At 74.4% G+C, this 17,379-nt stretch carries 18 protein-coding genes and 1 pseudogene; 6 read left to right on the top strand and 13 right to left on the bottom strand.

Annotation, left to right across the window (positions count from 1 at the left end; all coding sequences use genetic code 11):
• Window positions 1–14: 14 nt before the first annotated feature.
• The 5 genes from FHX75_RS18600 to FHX75_RS18580 all read right to left on the bottom strand — a co-directional run bounded on the left by FHX75_RS18600 (window position 15) and on the right by FHX75_RS18580 (window position 4,369).
• Window positions 15–1,253, bottom strand: a complete 1,239-nt coding sequence (locus FHX75_RS18600; protein ID WP_154941411.1) for an outer membrane protein assembly factor BamB family protein — start codon at window positions 1,251–1,253, stop codon at window positions 15–17.
• A gap of 76 nt (window positions 1,254–1,329) precedes the next feature.
• A complete protein-coding gene (locus tag FHX75_RS18595) occupies window positions 1,330–1,812 on the bottom strand; it encodes an SRPBCC family protein (RefSeq protein ID WP_088959981.1) in 483 nt (160 codons plus the stop codon).
• Window positions 1,813–1,950: 138 nt separating this feature from the next.
• Window positions 1,951–2,160: a DUF397 domain-containing protein gene (locus FHX75_RS18590; protein WP_154941409.1), complete on the bottom strand. Its 210-nt coding sequence runs from the start codon at window positions 2,158–2,160 to the stop codon at window positions 1,951–1,953.
• A gap of 155 nt (window positions 2,161–2,315) precedes the next feature.
• Window positions 2,316–3,515, bottom strand: a complete 1,200-nt coding sequence (fahA, locus tag FHX75_RS18585; RefSeq protein WP_154941407.1) for a fumarylacetoacetase — start codon at window positions 3,513–3,515, stop codon at window positions 2,316–2,318.
• A complete protein-coding gene (locus tag FHX75_RS18580; protein WP_154941405.1) occupies window positions 3,512–4,369 on the bottom strand; it encodes a hypothetical protein in 858 nt (285 codons plus the stop codon). The genes fahA and FHX75_RS18580 overlap by 4 nt, the downstream gene beginning before the upstream one ends.
• 94 nt (window positions 4,370–4,463) lie before the next feature.
• On the opposite strand from FHX75_RS18580, the gene FHX75_RS18575 reads away from it, so the two are divergent.
• Window positions 4,464–5,630, top strand: coding sequence for a homogentisate 1,2-dioxygenase (locus tag FHX75_RS18575; protein WP_154941404.1), 1,167 nt, complete (start codon window positions 4,464–4,466; stop codon window positions 5,628–5,630).
• 52 nt (window positions 5,631–5,682) lie between these two features.
• On the opposite strand, the gene FHX75_RS18570 is transcribed toward FHX75_RS18575, so the two are convergent.
• The 4 genes from FHX75_RS18570 to FHX75_RS18555 all read right to left on the bottom strand — a co-directional run bounded on the left by FHX75_RS18570 (window position 5,683) and on the right by FHX75_RS18555 (window position 8,613).
• Entirely contained in the window at window positions 5,683–6,723 is a 1,041-nt protein-coding gene (locus FHX75_RS18570) for an NAD(P)-dependent alcohol dehydrogenase (protein ID WP_154941403.1), read from the bottom strand.
• Between the two features lie 155 nt (window positions 6,724–6,878).
• On the bottom strand, window positions 6,879–7,361 hold the full coding sequence (ispF, locus tag FHX75_RS18565; protein ID WP_154941402.1) for a 2-C-methyl-D-erythritol 2,4-cyclodiphosphate synthase: 483 nt from the start codon (window positions 7,359–7,361) through the stop codon (window positions 6,879–6,881).
• Between the two features lie 16 nt (window positions 7,362–7,377).
• Window positions 7,378–8,073: a 2-C-methyl-D-erythritol 4-phosphate cytidylyltransferase gene (gene ispD / locus FHX75_RS18560; protein WP_154941401.1), complete on the bottom strand. Its 696-nt coding sequence runs from the start codon at window positions 8,071–8,073 to the stop codon at window positions 7,378–7,380.
• 54 nt (window positions 8,074–8,127) lie between these two features.
• Window positions 8,128–8,613 carry a CarD family transcriptional regulator gene (locus FHX75_RS18555; RefSeq protein WP_007073334.1) on the bottom strand — a complete coding sequence of 162 codons (486 nt, stop codon included), beginning with the start codon at window positions 8,611–8,613 and terminating at the stop codon, window positions 8,128–8,130.
• A 327-nt stretch (window positions 8,614–8,940) separates the two neighbouring features.
• On the opposite strand from FHX75_RS18555, the gene FHX75_RS18550 reads away from it, so the two are divergent.
• Entirely contained in the window at window positions 8,941–9,678 is a 738-nt protein-coding gene (locus FHX75_RS18550) for a hypothetical protein (RefSeq protein ID WP_154941400.1), read from the top strand.
• A 77-nt stretch (window positions 9,679–9,755) separates the two neighbouring features.
• Here FHX75_RS18550 and FHX75_RS18545 read toward each other — a convergent pair whose 3' ends face one another.
• From FHX75_RS18545 to FHX75_RS18530, 4 genes and pseudogenes are all read right to left on the bottom strand, one after another.
• Window positions 9,756–10,382, bottom strand: a complete 627-nt coding sequence (locus FHX75_RS18545) for a hypothetical protein (RefSeq protein WP_154941399.1) — start codon at window positions 10,380–10,382, stop codon at window positions 9,756–9,758.
• A gap of 9 nt (window positions 10,383–10,391) precedes the next feature.
• Window positions 10,392–11,459 (bottom strand): type III polyketide synthase, encoded by a 1,068-nt coding sequence (locus FHX75_RS18540; protein WP_154941398.1) that lies wholly within the window; start codon window positions 11,457–11,459, stop codon window positions 10,392–10,394.
• Between the two features lie 250 nt (window positions 11,460–11,709).
• Window positions 11,710–11,898: pseudogene (locus FHX75_RS18535) on the bottom strand (acyl-CoA dehydrogenase family protein); the annotation flags it as partial.
• A gap of 55 nt (window positions 11,899–11,953) precedes the next feature.
• On the bottom strand, window positions 11,954–12,712 hold the full coding sequence (locus FHX75_RS18530; RefSeq protein WP_154941397.1) for a methyltransferase domain-containing protein: 759 nt from the start codon (window positions 12,710–12,712) through the stop codon (window positions 11,954–11,956).
• A 45-nt stretch (window positions 12,713–12,757) separates the two neighbouring features.
• Between FHX75_RS18530 and FHX75_RS18525 the strand changes: the two genes are divergently transcribed.
• The 4 genes from FHX75_RS18525 (at window position 12,758) to disA (ending at window position 17,374) form a co-directional block, all read left to right on the top strand.
• On the top strand, window positions 12,758–13,600 hold the full coding sequence (locus tag FHX75_RS18525) for a UbiA family prenyltransferase (RefSeq protein ID WP_154941396.1): 843 nt from the start codon (window positions 12,758–12,760) through the stop codon (window positions 13,598–13,600).
• A 141-nt stretch (window positions 13,601–13,741) separates the two neighbouring features.
• Window positions 13,742–14,506: a copper chaperone PCu(A)C gene (locus tag FHX75_RS18520; RefSeq protein WP_154941395.1), complete on the top strand. Its 765-nt coding sequence runs from the start codon at window positions 13,742–13,744 to the stop codon at window positions 14,504–14,506.
• Window positions 14,507–14,592: 86 nt separating this feature from the next.
• Window positions 14,593–16,050, top strand: a complete 1,458-nt coding sequence (radA, locus tag FHX75_RS18515) for a DNA repair protein RadA (RefSeq protein ID WP_154941394.1) — start codon at window positions 14,593–14,595, stop codon at window positions 16,048–16,050.
• A gap of 142 nt (window positions 16,051–16,192) precedes the next feature.
• Window positions 16,193–17,374 (top strand): DNA integrity scanning diadenylate cyclase DisA, encoded by a 1,182-nt coding sequence (disA, locus tag FHX75_RS18510; RefSeq protein WP_154941393.1) that lies wholly within the window; start codon window positions 16,193–16,195, stop codon window positions 17,372–17,374.
• Window positions 17,375–17,379: the final 5 nt, after the last annotated feature.

Raw genomic sequence — 17,379 nt, 5'->3', positions numbered from 1 at the left:
TGTCGGTCATTCGGTCAGGTCACCGCGAGCAGGACCGGCTCGGCCATCAGGAAATACCCCTGGTCGTCGTCGTCCGGGCGGGCCCGCTCGCGCAACCGTTCCACGGCCACGTAGCCGTCGGCCGCGTACGCCAGCCCCGGCACCCAGCCGATCCCGTCCTGCCCGAGGGTGAGCGGGAAGCGGGACCGCTGCGCCCCGGTCCTCGGGTCCAGGGTGATCAGGTCCCGCTGCCGGCTCAGCACGTGCACCCGACCGGGCTCGACCGCGATGACCCGCACCTCGCCCAGGTCGCCACGCCGCCACCGCTTCTCTCCGGTGCGCGCGTCCCAGCCGGTCAGCACGCCCTCGGTGACCCCGATGGCGAACTCGCCGGAGAGGGTGACGTCGTCGGCACCCAGGGCCGGCGCGGGACGCGGCTCACCCGGGCCGACCAGCCAGCCCTGGCCGCCCGAGGTGCGCAGGCCCCGGCACTGCGAGCGCGGGGTCAGGCAGCCCAGCGCCGTGACGGCCAACTCCGGGCCGGCGCCGGGAGGACGCCAGCGGGTGCCCACCGCGCCGGTCGTCGCGTCGCGGAACTCCACGGCCGCCGGGCCGGCACAGGCGTCCACCGACAGCACCTGGCCGGCGGCCGTGGTCCCGATATCGGTCCGGCAGTCGGCATCACCGGCGGCCCGCCACAGCTCCCGGCCGTCGGCCAGCGCGTACCCGCGCAGGTCGCCCGCGCCGGACGCCACCAGCGTCGTCCGGCCGCCCGGACCCGACGCGAGGAAGATCCCCCGCGGGTCCCAGACGATGGCCGCGCCGGTGCGCCGGGCCGGGAAGCCCTTCCCCGGCGCCGGGCCGTCGGCCCGCCAGGCCACCTTCCCGGTACGGCCGTCCAGCGCAACGATCTTCCCGTCGGACCAGCGGCTCACCACGGTGGTACCCGCCACCAGCACCCCGTTGAGCTGAGCCGGCCACCGCCGGTACGACCAGAACGGGGTGACCCGGTGCTTGCTGTCGGCCGGCCGGTCCGCGTAGACCTGGCGCTGCGCCGCGTACACCCGGAGCCGACCGTCGACGATCAGCGGTGCGGCGGGCAGTCGACCCACCACCCCGGTCGCCGGAGTGTCCAGAGGCGGCAGGTCGCCCTGGGCGGGCGTGACGACCTCGGCGGGGGCCAGCACCCGGTAGCCGATGACGCCGACGACCCCGAGGGCGAGCAGCGCCGCGACCGCGACGGTGATCCGTCGCCGGCCCTTCGGGACACCCATGCGCACCTCCGCCCGGCACCCTACCGAGGCAGCCCGCCGCCGCCCCGCGCAGGTCGCGGCGACGGGGTACGGCGGTTCAGGCGGCCTCGGCGCCGCTGGCACGCCGGGCGGCGGCGGCGAGGTCGGCGAGGTCGCGCCGGATGGCTCCCTCCACCGCCCGCGCGGCCAGCCCGCCGAAGAGCAGCGCGACCACCCGCCCGTACGGGGCGATCGGCACCGCCTGGTGCTCCACGGTGACCGCGGTGCAGCCGCGGCCCCGACGCCGCACGGTGCGCAGGGTCCAGGTGATCCGGTAGTCCACCCCGATGCCGGGAGAGCTGAGCACGAGTCGGTGCGGCGGCCGGGCCTCCAGCACCACGAACTCCTCCGCCTGGTCACCGCCGTCCGGCCTGGTGCGGGTCTCCCGCCAGGCGGTGCCCGGCCCCAGCCGGCCCTGGGTCAGCAGCTCCACGCCGCCGACGGTGCAGAGCCAGTCGGCCCGGACCGGCAGGTCGACCAGGAGCGCCCACACGTCGTCGGCCCGCGCCTCGATGAACTCGGTGACCGTGACCGTCGACATGACACCTCCCGTGGCGTCCACGGTACGGCGGGTGAGGGCGACACGGGGGGTCCTGCGGCGGAATTTCCGTCACCGGTGCCCCGGATCGGGGCACCGGTGCGGTCCCGCGGCGCGGATCAGGCCCGGATCAGGCGCGGGTCAGGGGCGGAAACCGCCGTGGCGGATCGCCCCGACGAACGCCGCCCAGCCCGGCGGGCCGACGACGAGCACCGGCCCGTCCGGGTCCTTGGAATCACGTATCCCGACCACACCTCGGTCGCGCGCGAGGTTGTCCGCCACCTCCACGCAGAGCCCTTGATCGTTCGACCGACTACTGGTGCGCCAGACCGCGCCCACGAGATCGTCCATGCTCGTACCTCCTGTCCGCTGGGATGTGCCAGGCCGGTCACGACCCACGCCGCCCCGGGACGGGACGGCGTGGGGTGGTGACCGAATCCGGTCGATCAAACGCGGCAGGAGGGCCGGCCGGTCGCACAGCCGGTGCGACCGGCGGATATGCGACGTCAGCGGGCCGGCAGGATCCGCCCGGTGACCTCGCCCAGGGCGACGGTGGTGCCGTCCGGGCCGGGGGCGGTGGCCCGGATGGTGACGGTGTCGCCGTCCTCCAGGAAGGTGCGGGTCTCGCCGCCGCCGACCTTGACCGGCTCGGCGCCGCCCCAGGTCAGCTCCAGGAACGAGCCGACCTGGCCGCGGTCCGGGCCGGACACGGTACCGGAGGCGTAGAGGTCGCCGGTACGCAGCGAGGCCCCGTTGACGGTGAGGTGGGCGAGCTGCTGGGCGGGCGTCCAGTACATGGTCGCGAACGGCGGCTCGGCCACCCGCTCGCCGTTCCACTCCACCGCGAGGCGCAGGTCCAACCCCAGGTGCGGGGTGTCGCGCAGGTAGTCCTGCACCGGCGGGTCCTGCTCCGGCGCCGGCACGAACGCGTCGGCGAGCGCGTCCAGCGGGGTCACCCAGGCCGAGATCGAGGTGGCGAAGGACTTGCCCAGGAACGGGCCGAGCGGCTGGTACTCCCAGGCCTGGATGTCCCGGGCGGACCAGTCGTTGACCAGCACCACACCGAAGACGTGGTCGGTGAAGTCGGCGGCGGCGACCCGGTCGCCGAGGGCGCTCGGCACGCCGACCACGAAACCCACCTCGGCCTCGATGTCGAGGCGTACGGAGGGGCCGGCGGTCGGGCCCTGCGCGGTGGCGCGCTGCCCGGTGGGGCGGACCACCGGGGTGCCGGAGACGACGACCGTGCCGGCCCGGCCGTGGTAGCCGATCGGCAGGTGCTTCCAGTTCGGCAGCAGCGGCGGCTGGCCGGGGCGGAAGATCTGGCCGACGTTCGAGGCGTGGTGCTCGGAGGAGTAGAAGTCGACGTAGTCCGCCACCTCGAACGGCAGCAGCAGCTCCGCCTCGTCGAGCGGGACCAGCAGCGGCTCCACCGCCGCCCGGTGCGCGGTGTCGGTGAGCAGCTCGACGATCCGCTGTCGCACCGACGTCCACTGCGGACGGCCGAGGGCCATGAAGTCGTTGAGGGTGGGGCGACCCAGCGCCCCGGCGGCGAGCACCAGGCCGGCCGCCTCGGCGCCGGCCAGGTCGAGCACGAAGTCGGCGACGCGTACGCCGATCCGCGGCCCGCGGCCGCCGGCCCGGAACACCCCGTACGGCAGGTTGGTCACCCCGTACGGCGAACCGTCCGCGCCCGTCACCCAGCTCATCGGTCGTCTCCCACGTTCACCAGCCCCAGCCGGATCAGATCGGTCAGTGGTTCCAGGATGCTGCACGAGCCGAAGCCGACCCAGAGCGGGCGCTCCTCGTCACGCCGCGCCCGGGCCTGCTCGACCAGCGGCAGCGGGTCGGTCGCGGCGAGCAGGGCGGCGACGGCGTCCACCTCGGCGCCCTCGGCGGCGGCGAGCGTCGCGGCCAGCACGTTGCCGAAGCCGTGGTGGGTGAAGCCGGTCTCCGGGTCGATGTGGCGCAGCGCGTGGTGCAGCCCGGCGGTCAGCTTGAACGGCAGGCCCCGGTCGCGGCAGGCGCAGATCACCGCAGCCAGCTCGACCGGGGTGGGGAAGAGTTCGGCGGCCAGTCCGCCGGTGCGGAACTTCGCCGCGACCGGCGGCCCGCCGGCCCGCGCCGCGGCCAGGGTGTCCAGCGCGCCGGTGAGCCCGAAGGTCAGCGGGACCTCGGCGTAGACGTCGACACCGGTCAGCCGCTCGGCGAGCTTCAGCAGCTCGGCCAGGCCGGGCTGCGGGTCCTCGCCGCGCTTGGCGACCGCCGCCTCGACCTGGCGGACGGTGATCCGGGGATCGGTCCCGGCGAGCGCCGCGTCGAGCTGCCCGATCGGCAGGTCACCGATGACGCCGACGGCGATCCGCTCGCCGGGGCCGAGCAGGTCGGCCAGGGCCGGCAGCGTCGAGGCGGGCAGCAGCAGCGGGCCGACCAGGTCGGCGTACCAGGCGTCGCGGTGCTCGCGGTGCGCGGCGACGGCGTCCGGCAGGGACGCGCTGCCGGGCGGGAAGACGGCGGCGTCGTCGACGAGGCCGGCGAAGAGGCGGGGCACCTGCGTTGACACGAGACAAGAATCTACGGGACGCTACAAGGAACGGACAACAGCGTCCGATTATCGGACGTCATTGGCCGGAGAACGGGACATAACGGGAGGCGACATGCCGTACTACCGCAGCGTCGGCGAGGTGCCCCGCAAGCGGCACACCCAGTTCCGCCAGCCCGACGGCAGCCTCTATGCCGAGGAACTGATGGGCCAGGAGGGCTTCTCCTCCGACTCGTCCCTGCTCTACCACCGGTACCCGCCCACGGCGATCGTCGCCGCCGAGGAGTTCACCCCGCCGACGTACACCCGGGTGCCGAACCTCCCGCTCAAGCCGCGCCACCTGCGCACCCACAAGCTCGACGGCACCGGTGCCGACCCGGTCCTCGGCCGGCGCTACCTGCTGGCCAACGACGATGTCCGGATCGCGTACGTGCTGGCCGACCGGCCGTCCCCGCTCTACCGCAACGCCACCGGCGACGAGTGCCTCTACGTGGAGGCCGGCACGCTGCGGGTGGAGTCGACCTTCGGCGTGCTCGACGCGGTCGCCGGCGACTACGTGATCATCCCCACCTCCACCGTGCACCGGCTGGTGCCGACCGGCGACGCCCCCGCCCGGCTGCTCGCCGTCGAGGCCAGCGGCCACATCGGCCCACCCAAGCGCTACCTGTCGGTGCGCGGCCAGTTCCTGGAGCACTCGCCGTACTGCGAGCGGGACGTCCGGGGACCGGACGCGCCGCTGCTGGTCGACGGCACCGACGTCGAGGTGCTGGTACGCCACCGGCGCGGGTGGACGAAGCACGTCTACGCGAACCACCCGTTCGACGTGGTCGGCTGGGACGGGCACATGTACCCGTGGGCATTCTCCATCCACGACTTCGAGCCGATCACCGGCCGGATCCACCAGCCGCCGCCGGTGCACCAGACCTTCCAGGGCCCGAACTTCGTCATCTGCTCGTTCGTCCCACGCAAGGTCGACTACCACCCGGACGCCATCCCGGTGCCGTACAACCACCACAACGTCGACTCCGACGAGATGCTCTTCTACACCGGCGGCAACTACGAGGCCCGGCGCGGTTCCGGCATCGAGCAGGGCTCCATCTCGCTGCACCCGTCGGGCTTCACCCACGGGCCGCAGCCGGGTGCGGCGGAGCGCTCCATCGGGGTCGACTTCTTCGACGAACTGGCCGTCATGGTGGACACCTTCCGCCCGCTCGACCTCTGCGACGCGGCCGGCGAGTGCGAGGACGAGGGGTACGCCTGGACCTGGGCGCGTCGGGGCTGACGCGCGGAGGGGGCCGGGCCCCGCCCGGGACCCGGCCCCCTCCGCCGACGGCTCAGAACGTCGAGGCGTCGATGACGAAGCGGTAGCGCACGTCGGAGGCGAGCACCCGCTCGTACGCGTCGTTGATCTTCTCGGCGGGGATGACCTCGATCTCGGCGCCGATGCCGCGCTCGGCGCAGAAGTCGAGCATCTCCTGCGTCTCGGCGATGCCCCCGATCATCGAACCGGCGAACGACCGCCGGGCCGGGATCAGCGAGAACGCGTGCACCGACAGCGGATCCTCCGGCGCGCCGACGTTGACCAGGGTGCCGTCGACGGCGAGCAGCCGCAGGTACGCGTCCAGGTCGATCTTCGCGCTGACCGTGTTAATGATCAGGTCGAACGAGCCGGCCAGCTTCGTGAACGTCTCCTCGTCACTGGTGGCGTGGTAGTGGTCGGCGCCGAGCCGCAGCCCGTCCTCCCGCTTCTTGAGCGACTGCGACAGCACGGTCACCTCCGCCCCCATGGCGTGGGCCAGCTTGACCGCCATGTGGCCGAGGCCGCCCATCCCGATCACCGCCACCCGGGTGCCGGGCCCCGCGTTCCAGTGCCGCAGCGGCGAGTACGTGGTGATGCCGGCGCAGAGCAGCGGCGCCGCCGCGTCCAGCTCGATGCCGTCGGGGATGCGCAGCACGAAGTCCTCGGTGACCACGATGGCCTGCGCGTACCCGCCCTGGGTGGGTCGACCGTCCCGGTCGACCGCGCCGTACGTGCCGATGTTGCCGTTGAGGCAGTACTGCTCCAGGCCCTTGCGGCAGTTGTCGCACTCGCGGCAGGAGTCGACCATGCAGCCGACGCCGACCCGGTCGCCGACGGAGAACTTCGAGACCTCGGGGCCGACCTCCCGGACGACGCCGGCGATCTCGTGGCCGACCACGATCGGGTACGTCGTCGGGCCCCACTCGCTGCGCGCGGTGTGGATGTCGGAGTGGCAGATGCCGGAGTACCTGATGTCGATGAGCACGTCGTGCGGGCCGAGGTCGCGCCGCTCGATGGTGGTCGGCGCGAGGGGTTCGGTCGCGGACGTCGCCGCGTAGGCCTTGACGGTGAGCACGATTCTCCGCTTCCTGGAGACGGGGTTCCTTCTCGCCGGGGCCGCCGGAGGCGGCCGCACCGGCCAGGGGCACAGTTTTCGCCCCTCGTACTCCTACCCTCGCCGCGCCCCCACCCACACGTATCGAGCCTCACCGCGCCGAGCGGGAATACCGGTCAGCCGGCCGGCGACTCGTACACCAGGGCCACCGCAATCCCGGCCAATCCCTCGCCGCGTCCGGTGAAGCCGAGCCCGTCGCTGGTGGCGGCGGAGACGCTGACCGGCGCGCCGACCGCCGCGGAGAGCACCCGCTGCGCCTCCTCGCGGCGCGGCCCGATCTTCGGACGGTTGCCGACCACCTGGACCGAGACGTTGCCGATCTCGAAGCCGGCCGCGCGGACCCGCCGGGCCGACTCGGTCAGCAGCGTCACCCCGGAGGCGCCGGCCCACTCGGGCTGGTCGACGCCGAAGTTCGCGCCGAGGTCGCCGAGGCCGGCGGCGGAGAGCAGCGCGTTGCAGGCGGCGTGCGCGACCACGTCGGCGTCGGAGTGACCGGCCAGGCCGTCCTGGCCCGGCCAGTGCAGTCCGGCCAGCCAGCAGGGCCGGCCGGGCGCGAAGGCGTGGATGTCGGTGCCGACGGCCACCCGAGGAACGATCATGAGCCGAGGGTACGCGTCAGTGCCCGGCGGCCAGCAGGTGCTCGGCGAGCGCGAGGTCGAACGGGCGGGTGACCTTCAGCGCGTACTCCGAGCCGGGCACGCAGAACACCGGTACACCCTGCTTCTCGACCAGCCCGGCGTCGTCGGTGAGCGGATCACCCGCCGCAGCGTGCGCGGCGGTCAGCACGCTCCGGCGGAAGCCCTGCGGGGTCTGCACCGCGCGCAGCGCGGACCGGTCGACGGTGCCGAGGACCACCTCGCCCGCGCCGACCTCCTTGATCGTGTCGACCACCGGGAGCACCGGGATCACCGCGTGGTGCCCGGCGCGGACCGCCCCGGCCACCGACTCGACCAGCTCCGGTGGGGTGAGCGCGCGGGCGGCGTCGTGCACGAGCACGATGTCGGGCCCCGGTGGCACGGCGGCCAGGGCGGCCGCCACGGACGCCTGCCGCTCCGCGCCGCCGGGTACGACCAGCACCGGCGCCACGGGTGCCAGCAACCGCCGGACCGCATCCAGCTCGGCCGCCGGGGCGGCCACCACGATGGTGTGCACCGACGGCGCGGCCGCGATCCGGCGTACCGCGTGCACCAGCAGCGGCTCGCCGCCGAGCAGGCGCAGCGCCTTCGGGGCGCCCGGGCCGAGGCGTACCCCGGCACCGGCCGCAGGCACGAGGACCGCGACGTCACCGCGCGGATTCAGCTGCGCGGTCACGTCGCGGTCCTGGTGGTTTCTTTGCTACGGGACGGGTACGACGATCCGGTGGGATCAGGCCTCGGTCAGGACCTTGTCGAGCAGCGTCTCCGCCTCGTCCTTGGTGCTCTTCTCGGCCAGCGCGACCTCGCCGACGAGAATGTCGCGGGCCTTGGCGAGCATGCGCTTCTCGCCCGCGGACAGGCCCCGCTCCCGCTCCCGGCGCCACAGGTCGCGGACGACCTCGGCGACCTTCAGCGGGTTGCCGGAGGCCAGCTTCTCCAGATTCGCCTTGTAACGCCGCGACCAGTTGGTCGGCTCCTCGGTGTGCGGTGCACGGAGCACGTCGAAGACCTTGCCGAGGCCCTCTTCGCCGACCACCTCGCGCACGCCCACGATCTCGGCGTTCTCAGCGGGCACCCGGACCGTCAGGTCACCCTGCGCGACCCTCAGGACGAGGTACTGCTTGGGCTCGCCCTTGATGACCCGAGTCTCGATTGCCTCGATGAGTGCGGCCCCGTGGTGGGGGTAAACAACGGTCTCGCCGACACTGAAAACCATAGGTTCGAAACCCCTTTCGCTGTGTCTAGGGTAACACGCTCAGGCACCGATGTCCCACCGCTGTCCTGACCGTTGGCGCAGCTCAGGGGCCATGTGAGAGGTATTTCTTCAGCTTGACAGGCAGTCAAACCGATGGTTCAAGCACGCTCCGTGACGAACGGATGACAACCCGGTACGGGTGATCGGAGCGTGGATTTCTCGGGCTACGCGCTTTTCCCATGGTAGCCCGGCAGCGCCCGGCCCGCCCAGGTCTGGCGGCAGGAGGGGCGGTGCGGGACGCTGGAGGGGTACCGCCGTCCGCTCACGAGCCACTTCCCCGGGGGTCCGATGGGCATGCCTGACGCAGAGGGCCACGGCCCGTCCGACGGGCTGCCCGACCTGCCACCGGAGTGGGGTCGGGTGGTCGTACCGGACGACGCGTCGGCGCTGGCCGAGGAGGCCGAGCAGCTCCGTCGCGAGCTGCGGCGCCGCAGCTCCGGCGCGCGCTGGCGCCGGCGGTTGGGCCTGACCCCGCGCGCCGACGGCCGGCCACCCCTCGCCGTGCCCGTGCTGATCCTGGTGGTGGCCCTGCTCACCACCATCGGCGGCCTGCTCGCCGTCACCTGGCCCCGCTCGCCCCGGGGCACCGAGCGGCCGACCGTCCTGCCGTATCCCTCGTCCGCCTCGCCCGGCACGTTGACCGGCCGGCCGCTGCCGGCGCTAGACCTGGTCGACGCCGGCCAGTCACCGGTGCCGCTGCGGCGGCTGCTGCCCGCGATGATCATCCTGGTGGACGCCTGCGCCTGTGCCGAACAGGTCGCCGCGGCGGAGGCCGCCGCACCCGCGGGCGTCTCGGTGGTCACCGTCGCCGGCGGCCGTACGGTCGGCCCCGACCCCGTTCCCGGCGGCCCGGTACGCGCCCTCGCCGACCCCGCCGGCGGCGTACGGGCGGCGCTGCACCTCGACCCCCGCCCCGGCATCGCCACCGCGCTGCTGGTCGACCGCTCCGGCACGGTCCAGCGGGTGATCCCCGACCTGGCCATCGCCGGCGACTACCGCGCCGACCTCGCCCGCCTGGTCCGCTGACCCCTGCTCGGAGCCTGCGTCGCGGGCCCGCCGCGGCCCGGCGCGGCCGATCACGCGACGCGACCGGGATGCTCGGCTCAGGGGACGGCTACGAGCTGCGCCTGCACCTGGACCGGCCGGGGGCCGACCGCGGAGAGCTCGATCCGGGTCGGCGCCGACTGCGCGGGCAGGGCGGGCCCCGGCTCCATCGGGTGAGGCAGCTCGAGCTCACCCCGCTCGCCGTCGCAGGTCGTCCAGGCGGTGTCCGTGTCAGGACCATGGACGATCGAGATCAGCAGCTCGCCCGGGCCGGTGCAGCGGTACTGCAGCAGGTGCCGCGCCCCGTCGGGCAGCGACTCCCGGCGTACCGGTTCCTGACCCGGGGTCAGCGTCAGGTGCTCCCGCCAGAGGGTGTCGGTGAACCGGGGCAGTGCCAGGTCGCTCGCCTCGCCCGGCAACTCGGTCGCCTCGATGACGCGGCCGGTCTCACCGTCGATGTGGACCCGGACGGCCGTGCCGGGGTGCGCGGCCAGCACCTCGTCGAGGGTCTCCGGCGAGCGGGACGGGATGACGCCGCGCGGTGCCGGGCTCGCGCCGACCGACACCCCGTGCGGGCCGGTGGTCGGCGAGTTCGCCCACCACCAGGCTCCGCCCGCCGCCACGGCGAGCAGGGCGGCCGCCGCCAGCAGCCCGCCACGCAGCCGGTCGTCGGCCCGGTCGTCCACCCGGCGAGCCTAACCGCGACGTTCCAGCAGGGCGGCGTAGAGGGTGAGGCCCGGCCCGAAGGCCAGCATCACGATCCGCCGCGGCGGCACGGCGGCCCGCACCAGCCGGTCCAGGATCAGCAGCACCGTCGGGGACGAACAGTTGCCGTGCTCGTCCAGCGTCGCCCGGGAGGCCCCGAGGGCCTCCGGCGGCAGGGCCAGCTCGCGCTCCACCACGTTGAGGATGCGCGGGCCGCCCGGGTGCACCGCCCAGCCGTCCACCTCGGCGATGCCCGTGCCGTGCCGGGCCAGCAGGTCGTCCACCAGCCCGCGAACGTGCGTGGAGAGCACCTGCGGGACCTTCGGCGACAGGCCCATCCGGAAACCGGTGTCGGTGACGTCCCAGGTCATGTGGTCGGCGGTGGAGGTGTCGGTGACCGAGGTGACCTCGCGCAGCGCGTACCCGACGGGCGATCCGGGGCCGGCCGCGCCGGGGACCACCACCGCGGCGACCGCGGCGTCGGAGAAGAGCGCGTGCGAGACGATCTGCTGGGTGTCCATCCGCGCGCTGGCCGGCTGGATGTGCAGGCTGGTCAGCTCGGCGCAGAGCAGCAGCGCCGGGCGCCCCCGCGCGGTGACGAAGTCGGCCGCCGCGCCGAGCCCGGGCAGCGCGGCGTAGCAGCCCATGTGCCCGACGAACATCCGCTGCGTGTCGGGGGCCATGCCCAGGTCCCGGGCGAGCAGGATGTCCAGCCCCGGCGTGGCGTACCCGGTGCAGGAGCAGACCACGAAGAGCCCGATGTCGCCGGCGGCGAGACCGGCCGAGGTCAACGCCCGGCCCACCGCCTCCTTGCCCAGCGGCAGCGCCTCGACCTGGTAGCGACGCATCCGGCGCTCGGTCGGCCACTCGGAGACGTCCTCCAGCAGCGGGTTGACCGCCGCCTGCCGTCGGGTCACCCCGGAGTTGGCGAAGATCCGCTCGGCCAGCGCCCGGGTGGTGCCGGAGAAGTGCCGGGAGAAGAAGCCCTCCCAGAGCTCGTCCTGTGCGGCGCCCGGCGGCTGTGCCGTACCGAGTCCCGCGATCACTGGCACGGCCATGTCCCCCACCTCTCGTCCACGACTGCACGCCCGGCGACCGCCCCCGCCCCAGGAACGACCACCCCCACCGCCTTCACCGTGCCGCTCTCCGCCCGGGCTGCGGGGCTCGCAGACCCGGCGAACTCCTCGCCCTCACCGTGCCGTCCTCCGCTCGGGCTGCGGGGCTCGCAAACCCGGCGAACTCCTCGCCCTCACCGTGCCGTCCTCCGCTCGGGCTGCGGGGCCCGCAAACCCGGCGAACTCCTCGCCCTCACCAACGAGGGGTCGATCCGTCGCGATCCGGGTCCCCGCCCAACGCCGCGATGCCGAGCCAGTCCGCGCAGACGTCCGAGGTCGCGGGGTGCAGCGACCCGCAGCGGGCGTCCCGGTAGAGCCGCTCCAGCGGGTGGCCCCGTCGGGTCGCCGACGTGCCGGCCGCCTCCAGCACGGACGCCGCCACGCGATCACCGTCATGTCGCCCCCTCCTGCGTCCCTGTACCCCCCGCGCGGTCCGGTTACCCGTGCCGCACCCCGTGTCCCTGGTAGAGCACGGCGACCGACCGGGTCGGCTTGATCCGGGGCTGCCGCCCGTCGACCGTCCCGGAAGGACGGCCGCGGGCCCGCCGGACGAGCCAGGCCAGCGTCCCGCGCAGACTCGGCCGGATGCCCCGGATCCGCAGGTGGACGCCGTGCCGCGCGCACTCGGCCACCAGCTCCCGAGCGTCCACGAACAACCGTGGATCGTGGATGCCCCGGGGCACCGTCGGCAGCCGCTCCCCGATGCGTACCGCCACCAGCCGGGCCAGCGCGGTGTCGTTGAGGGTGTCCAGCACCAGCAGGCCGCCGGGGCGCAGCAGGCGGCACGCCTCGGCCACCACGCGCCGCCAGTCCGGTACGTGCTCCAGCAGCTCGCCGGCGGCCACCACGTCGGCACAGCCGTCGACCAGCGGCACCGCCGTGGCGTCGCCGTTGACCACCGTCACCCCGTGCGCGGCGGCCTGCACCAGCGCGGACCGGGTCAGGTCGACCCCGACGTGCCGGTAGCCCTTGCCGGCCAGGTGCGGGGCGAGCAGCCCGGCGCCGCAGCCCAGGTCGACCAGCAGGGCGTCGGGCCGGGTGGCGGGCGGCACCAGGGCGGCGCGGGACCGGGCCAGCCAGTGCAGCATGGCGAACGCGCCGTCTGGTCGCCACCATTCGCCGGCCAGGTCGTCGTACTGGCGGGGGTCGTTGGGAGGCAGGACGCGCGGCGGAGTCGACACGGGACCGTTCCGCATGGACCGAGCGTGGCACGACTCCCCGGTAACGACCAGACTTCCCTTATGTCGTCGACGGTGTTAGGGCTGGTCAGGGCGAGCCATCCGGAGCCGTCCGCAGCGGTCACCGCGGTCTCCGGTCTGCTCGCGTGGGGGGCCGGGCACACCCCGACCGGCGTCGCCGCGGTCACCGCGACGGTGCTGGCCAGCCAACTCGCCGTCGGCTGGACCAACGACGCGCTGGACGCCGGGCGGGACGCCGCGGTGGGGCGTACCGACAAGCCGGTCGCCGCGGGCGCGGTGAGCCGGCGCACGGTGGCGGTGGGCGCGGTGCTCGCGGCCCTGGCGACCCCGCTGCTGGCGCTGACCACCAACCCGACCGCCGCGCTCTGGGTCTCGATCGCCCTGGTCTCCGCGCTGCTCTACGACTGGCCGCTGAAGTCCAGCCCGGTCTCCGTGCTGCCGTACGCGGTCTCCTTCGGGGCGCTGCCCGCCTTCGTGGTGCTGGCCCTGCCCGGCGCGCCCGCGCCACCGGCGTGGCTGGTCGCCGCCGGGGCCTGCCTCGGCGCGGGGGCGCACTTCGCCAACGTGCTGCCGGACCTGGCCGACGACGCGCGCACGGGGGTGCGCGGGCTGCCGCACCGGCTGGGGTCGGCGGGCAGCCGGGTCGCCGCCGCCGGGCTGCTGCTGGCCGCGACGGTCGTCCTGGTGGTCGGGCCGCCCGGGCCGCCGTCGTGGCTGGGCCTGTCGGCCGTGGCGGCCGCCGCCGTGGTGCCACCGCTCGGCTGGTACGGCGGGCGGCGCGCCGCGAGCGGGGCCGGCGGACGGCCGGTGACGGCCTTCCGGGCGGTGATGGTGGTGGCCCTGATCGATGTGGTGCTGCTGGTCGCGAGCGGTCGGGTGATCTGACCGGCACCCGGCCAGGTGGCAATACCGGGTCGCCGTGCGACCGTCGATCAGCCCCAACTACCCTGGAGCGCGGTCTGCGCGGGTATGACCACCCCGCGCCCGGGGTACGGCCGGGTGGGGATCGTGACGAGGAGGACCGACGTGACGCGCTCGATCAGGGGTTCCCGGCGGGCGGCCCTGCTGCTGTCCGGCATGGCGGCGGCGACCGCCCTGCTGGCGACGGGATGCGGGGCCGGCCAGGTGGCCGAGACCGCCAACAAGGAGCCGTCGATCCAGGGCATCAACGTCCAGACTCCGGACAACGCCTACAAGGTGCGCGGCCTCTACGTGGAGTACCCCGGCACCGAGGGCCTGCGCACCGGCGCGAACGCCGCGCTCAACACCGTGATCTACAACGACACGCGGGACCCGGTGACCGTGACCGTCACCACGGACAGCGCGCGCGAGGTCGTGATCACCGGCAAGCCGGGCTCGACGCCCCCGCCGGAGGGCACCGAGCCGTCGGAGAGCGCGTCGCCGTCGGAGAGCGGCTCCCACGCCGAGAGCCCGTCGCCGTCCGAGAGCGCGTCGCCGTCGGGCTCGGCCTCGGCCAGCCCGTCGGAGAGCGCGCCGGCCAGCCCCTCGGCCCCGGCCGGCAAGCCGGCCCGCTTCGAGATCCCGGCGCAGAGCTACGTGCAGCTGAACGTGCAGGGTGGCCGTTTCCTCCAGCTCGTCGGGCTGACCGAGGCGCTGCGCGTCGGCCAGCAGGTCGAACTGACCTTCGACTTCGGCAACGGCAGGACGATCCAGACCGGCGCTCCGATCGGCGTGCCGCTGACCCCGGCCGCCCCGGTCTCCCCGATCATCGAGCGCGAGGGCGGCCACGAGGGCGGTGGCGAGGAGGGCGGCTCCGGCCACGGCGGCTGATCCCCGCACGGAACTGTCGACACCGTCGGCGTGGTGACCACCACGCCGACGGTGTTTTCGTCGTACCAGGGGGTTAGCGTCCTGTGGTGACCACCTCCCGATCGACCCCGGCACGGGGTGGCGCGGCCTCCGGCGCCTCCCGCGGCCGGGCCGCCCGCGAGCCCCGCCCGGCCTACGAGTGCGACGCCTGCGGGCACCAGCCGCCCAAGTGGGTGGGGCGCTGCCCCGAGTGCGGCGAGTGGGGCTCGGTGGTCGAATGCACGGTGACCGGGCCGATGGTCTCCGGCCGGGTGGTCAGTTCCCGGCTGCCGGCCGAGCCGGCCCGGCCGATCGCCACGATCAGCGCCGCTCCCGCCCGGGCCCGGCCCACCGGGGTCAGCGAACTCGACCGCGTCCTCGGCGGCGGCCTCGTGCCCGGCGCGGTGGTGCTGCTAGCCGGCGAGCCCGGGGTCGGCAAGTCGACGCTGCTGCTCGACGTGGCCCAGCAGTGGGCCGCCGGCGCGGGCAGCCCCTCCCTGGTGGTCAGCGGCGAGGAGTCGGTCAGCCAGGTCCGGCTGCGCGCCGAGCGGATGGGCACCCTGCACGACCAGCTCTACCTGGCCGCCGAGAGCGACCTGAGCGCCGTGCTCGGCCACCTCGACGCGGTGAAGCCGGGGCTGCTGGTGCTCGACTCGGTGCAGACCATCTCCACCACCGGCACCGAGGGGGTGCCGGGCGGGGTCACCCAGGTCCGGGCGGTCACCGCCGCCCTGGTCGCCGTCGCCAAGGAGCGCGGCATCGCCACCGTGCTGGTCGGCCACGTCACCAAGGACGGCCAGGTCGCCGGTCCCCGGGTGCTGGAGCACCTGGTCGACGTGGTGCTGCACTTCGAGGGCGACAAGCACTCGTCGCTGCGGATGGTCCGGGGCGTCAAGAACCGGTTCGGCGCCGCCGACGAGGTCGGCTGCTTCGAGATGCACGAGGGGGGCATCAGCAGCCTCGCCGACCCGTCCGGGCTCTTCCTGACCCGCTACTCGGAGCCGGTGCCCGGCACCTGCGTGACGGTCGCGATGGAGGGGCGGCGGGCCCTGGTCACCGAGGTGCAGGCGCTGATCGGCGCGACGGTCGCCGGCTCGCCCAGGCGGACGGTCTCCGGGCTGGACGGGGCCCGGCTGGCCATGGTGCTGGCCGTCCTCCAGCGCCGCACCGAGCGGCTGACGCTGCACGACCGGGAGGTGTTCGCCGCCACCGTCGGCGGCATCCGGGTGGTGGAGCCGGCGGCCGACCTGGCCGTCGCCCTGGCCGTCGCGTCCGGCGGGCTCAACCTGGCCATCGCGCCCAACCTGGTGGCGATCGGCGAGGTCGGCCTGACCGGCGAGGTGCGCCGGGTGGGTGCGGTTCCCCGCCGGCTGGCGGAAGCGGCCCGGCTCGGCTTCCGGGTGGCGCTGGTGCCGCAGGGCTGCGGACCCGGCAGCACCGGGGCGGGCCCGGAGAACATGCGGGTGATGGAGGTCACGGACGTGCGCTCGGCGCTGCAGTGTGTCGCCCGCGCATCCGCCGAATGACCGACGGTGGCCGCCGGGCCGGACCGCGCGGGCCATACCGGACAGGCCCGGCACAGCCGCCGGCACTTCAGGGATCCGACGCCGTGACACATCACAGTAACCACGACAGCACCCACCGCACGGCAGTCCGTAGACTGTGCGCGTGCCGATCGACCGCGATACCACCAAGCCTGCCGGCGCGACGCCCCACGCCCGCACCGGTGCCGTGGGCTCGCCCGCCCGCCCGATCAGCGTGAGCGTGACCGGGGGCGCCGGGAGCGCCGGCGATCCGCTGCGGGCGAACCTCGCCCTGATGGCGCCCGGCACCGCGCTGCGCGACGGCCTCGAGCGGATCCTGCGGGGCCGCACCGGCGCCCTGATCGTGCTCGGCTACGACAAGGTCGTCGACCAGATCTGCACCGGCGGATTCCCGATGGACGTCGAGTTCTCGGCCACCCGGGTCCGCGAGCTGTGCAAGATGGACGGTGCGGTGGTGCTCTCCAGCGACGGCACCCGGATCGTCCAGGCGGGCGTGCACCTGATGCCCGACCCGTCCATCCCGACCGAGGAGTCCGGCACCCGGCACCGCACCGCGGAGCGGGTCGCCCGGCAGACCGGCTATCCGGTCATCTCGGTCAGCCAGTCGATGCGGATCATCAGCCTCTACGTCAACGGCCAGCGGCACGTCCTGGACGACTCGGCGGCCATCCTGTCCCGGGCCAACCAGGCGCTGGCCACCCTGGAGCGCTACAAGCTCCGGCTGGACGAGGTCTCCGGCACCCTCTCCGCGCTGGAGATCGAGGACCTGGTCACCGTCCGCGACGCGGTCGCGGTGGTGCAGCGGCTGGAGATGGTCCGCCGGATCGCCGACGAGATCGCCGGGTACGTGGTGGAGCTGGGCACCGACGGCCGACTGCTCGCCCTCCAGCTCGACGAGCTGATGGCCGGCGTGGACGCCGACCGCACCCTGGTCATCCGCGACTACCTGCCCACCGGCCGCAAGTCGCGCACCCTCGACGAGGCGCTGGTCGAGCTGGACCTGCTCGGCGCCACCGAGCTGATCGACCTGGTCTCGGTGGCCAAGGCGATCGGCTACCCGGCCGCCTCCGACGCCCTCGACGCGGCGGTCAGCCCGCGCGGCTTCCGCCTGCTGGCCAAGGTGCCCCGACTGCCGGTGGCGATCGTCGACCGGCTGGTCGTGCACTTCGGCAGCCTTCAGCGGCTGCTCGGCGCCACGGTGGAGGACCTCCAGGCCGTCGACGGGGTCGGCGACGCCCGGGCCCGGGGCGTACGGGAGGGCCTGTCCCGGCTCGCCGAGGCGTCCATCCTGGAGCGGTACGTCTGACCGGT

This window comes from Micromonospora palomenae, assembly GCF_007829925.1.
GTDB classification, from domain to species: Bacteria; Actinomycetota; Actinomycetes; order Mycobacteriales; family Micromonosporaceae; genus Micromonospora; species Micromonospora purpureochromogenes.
The sequence above is the reverse complement of the archived record's forward strand: the minus strand, read 5'-3'. Positions and strand labels throughout refer to the sequence as shown.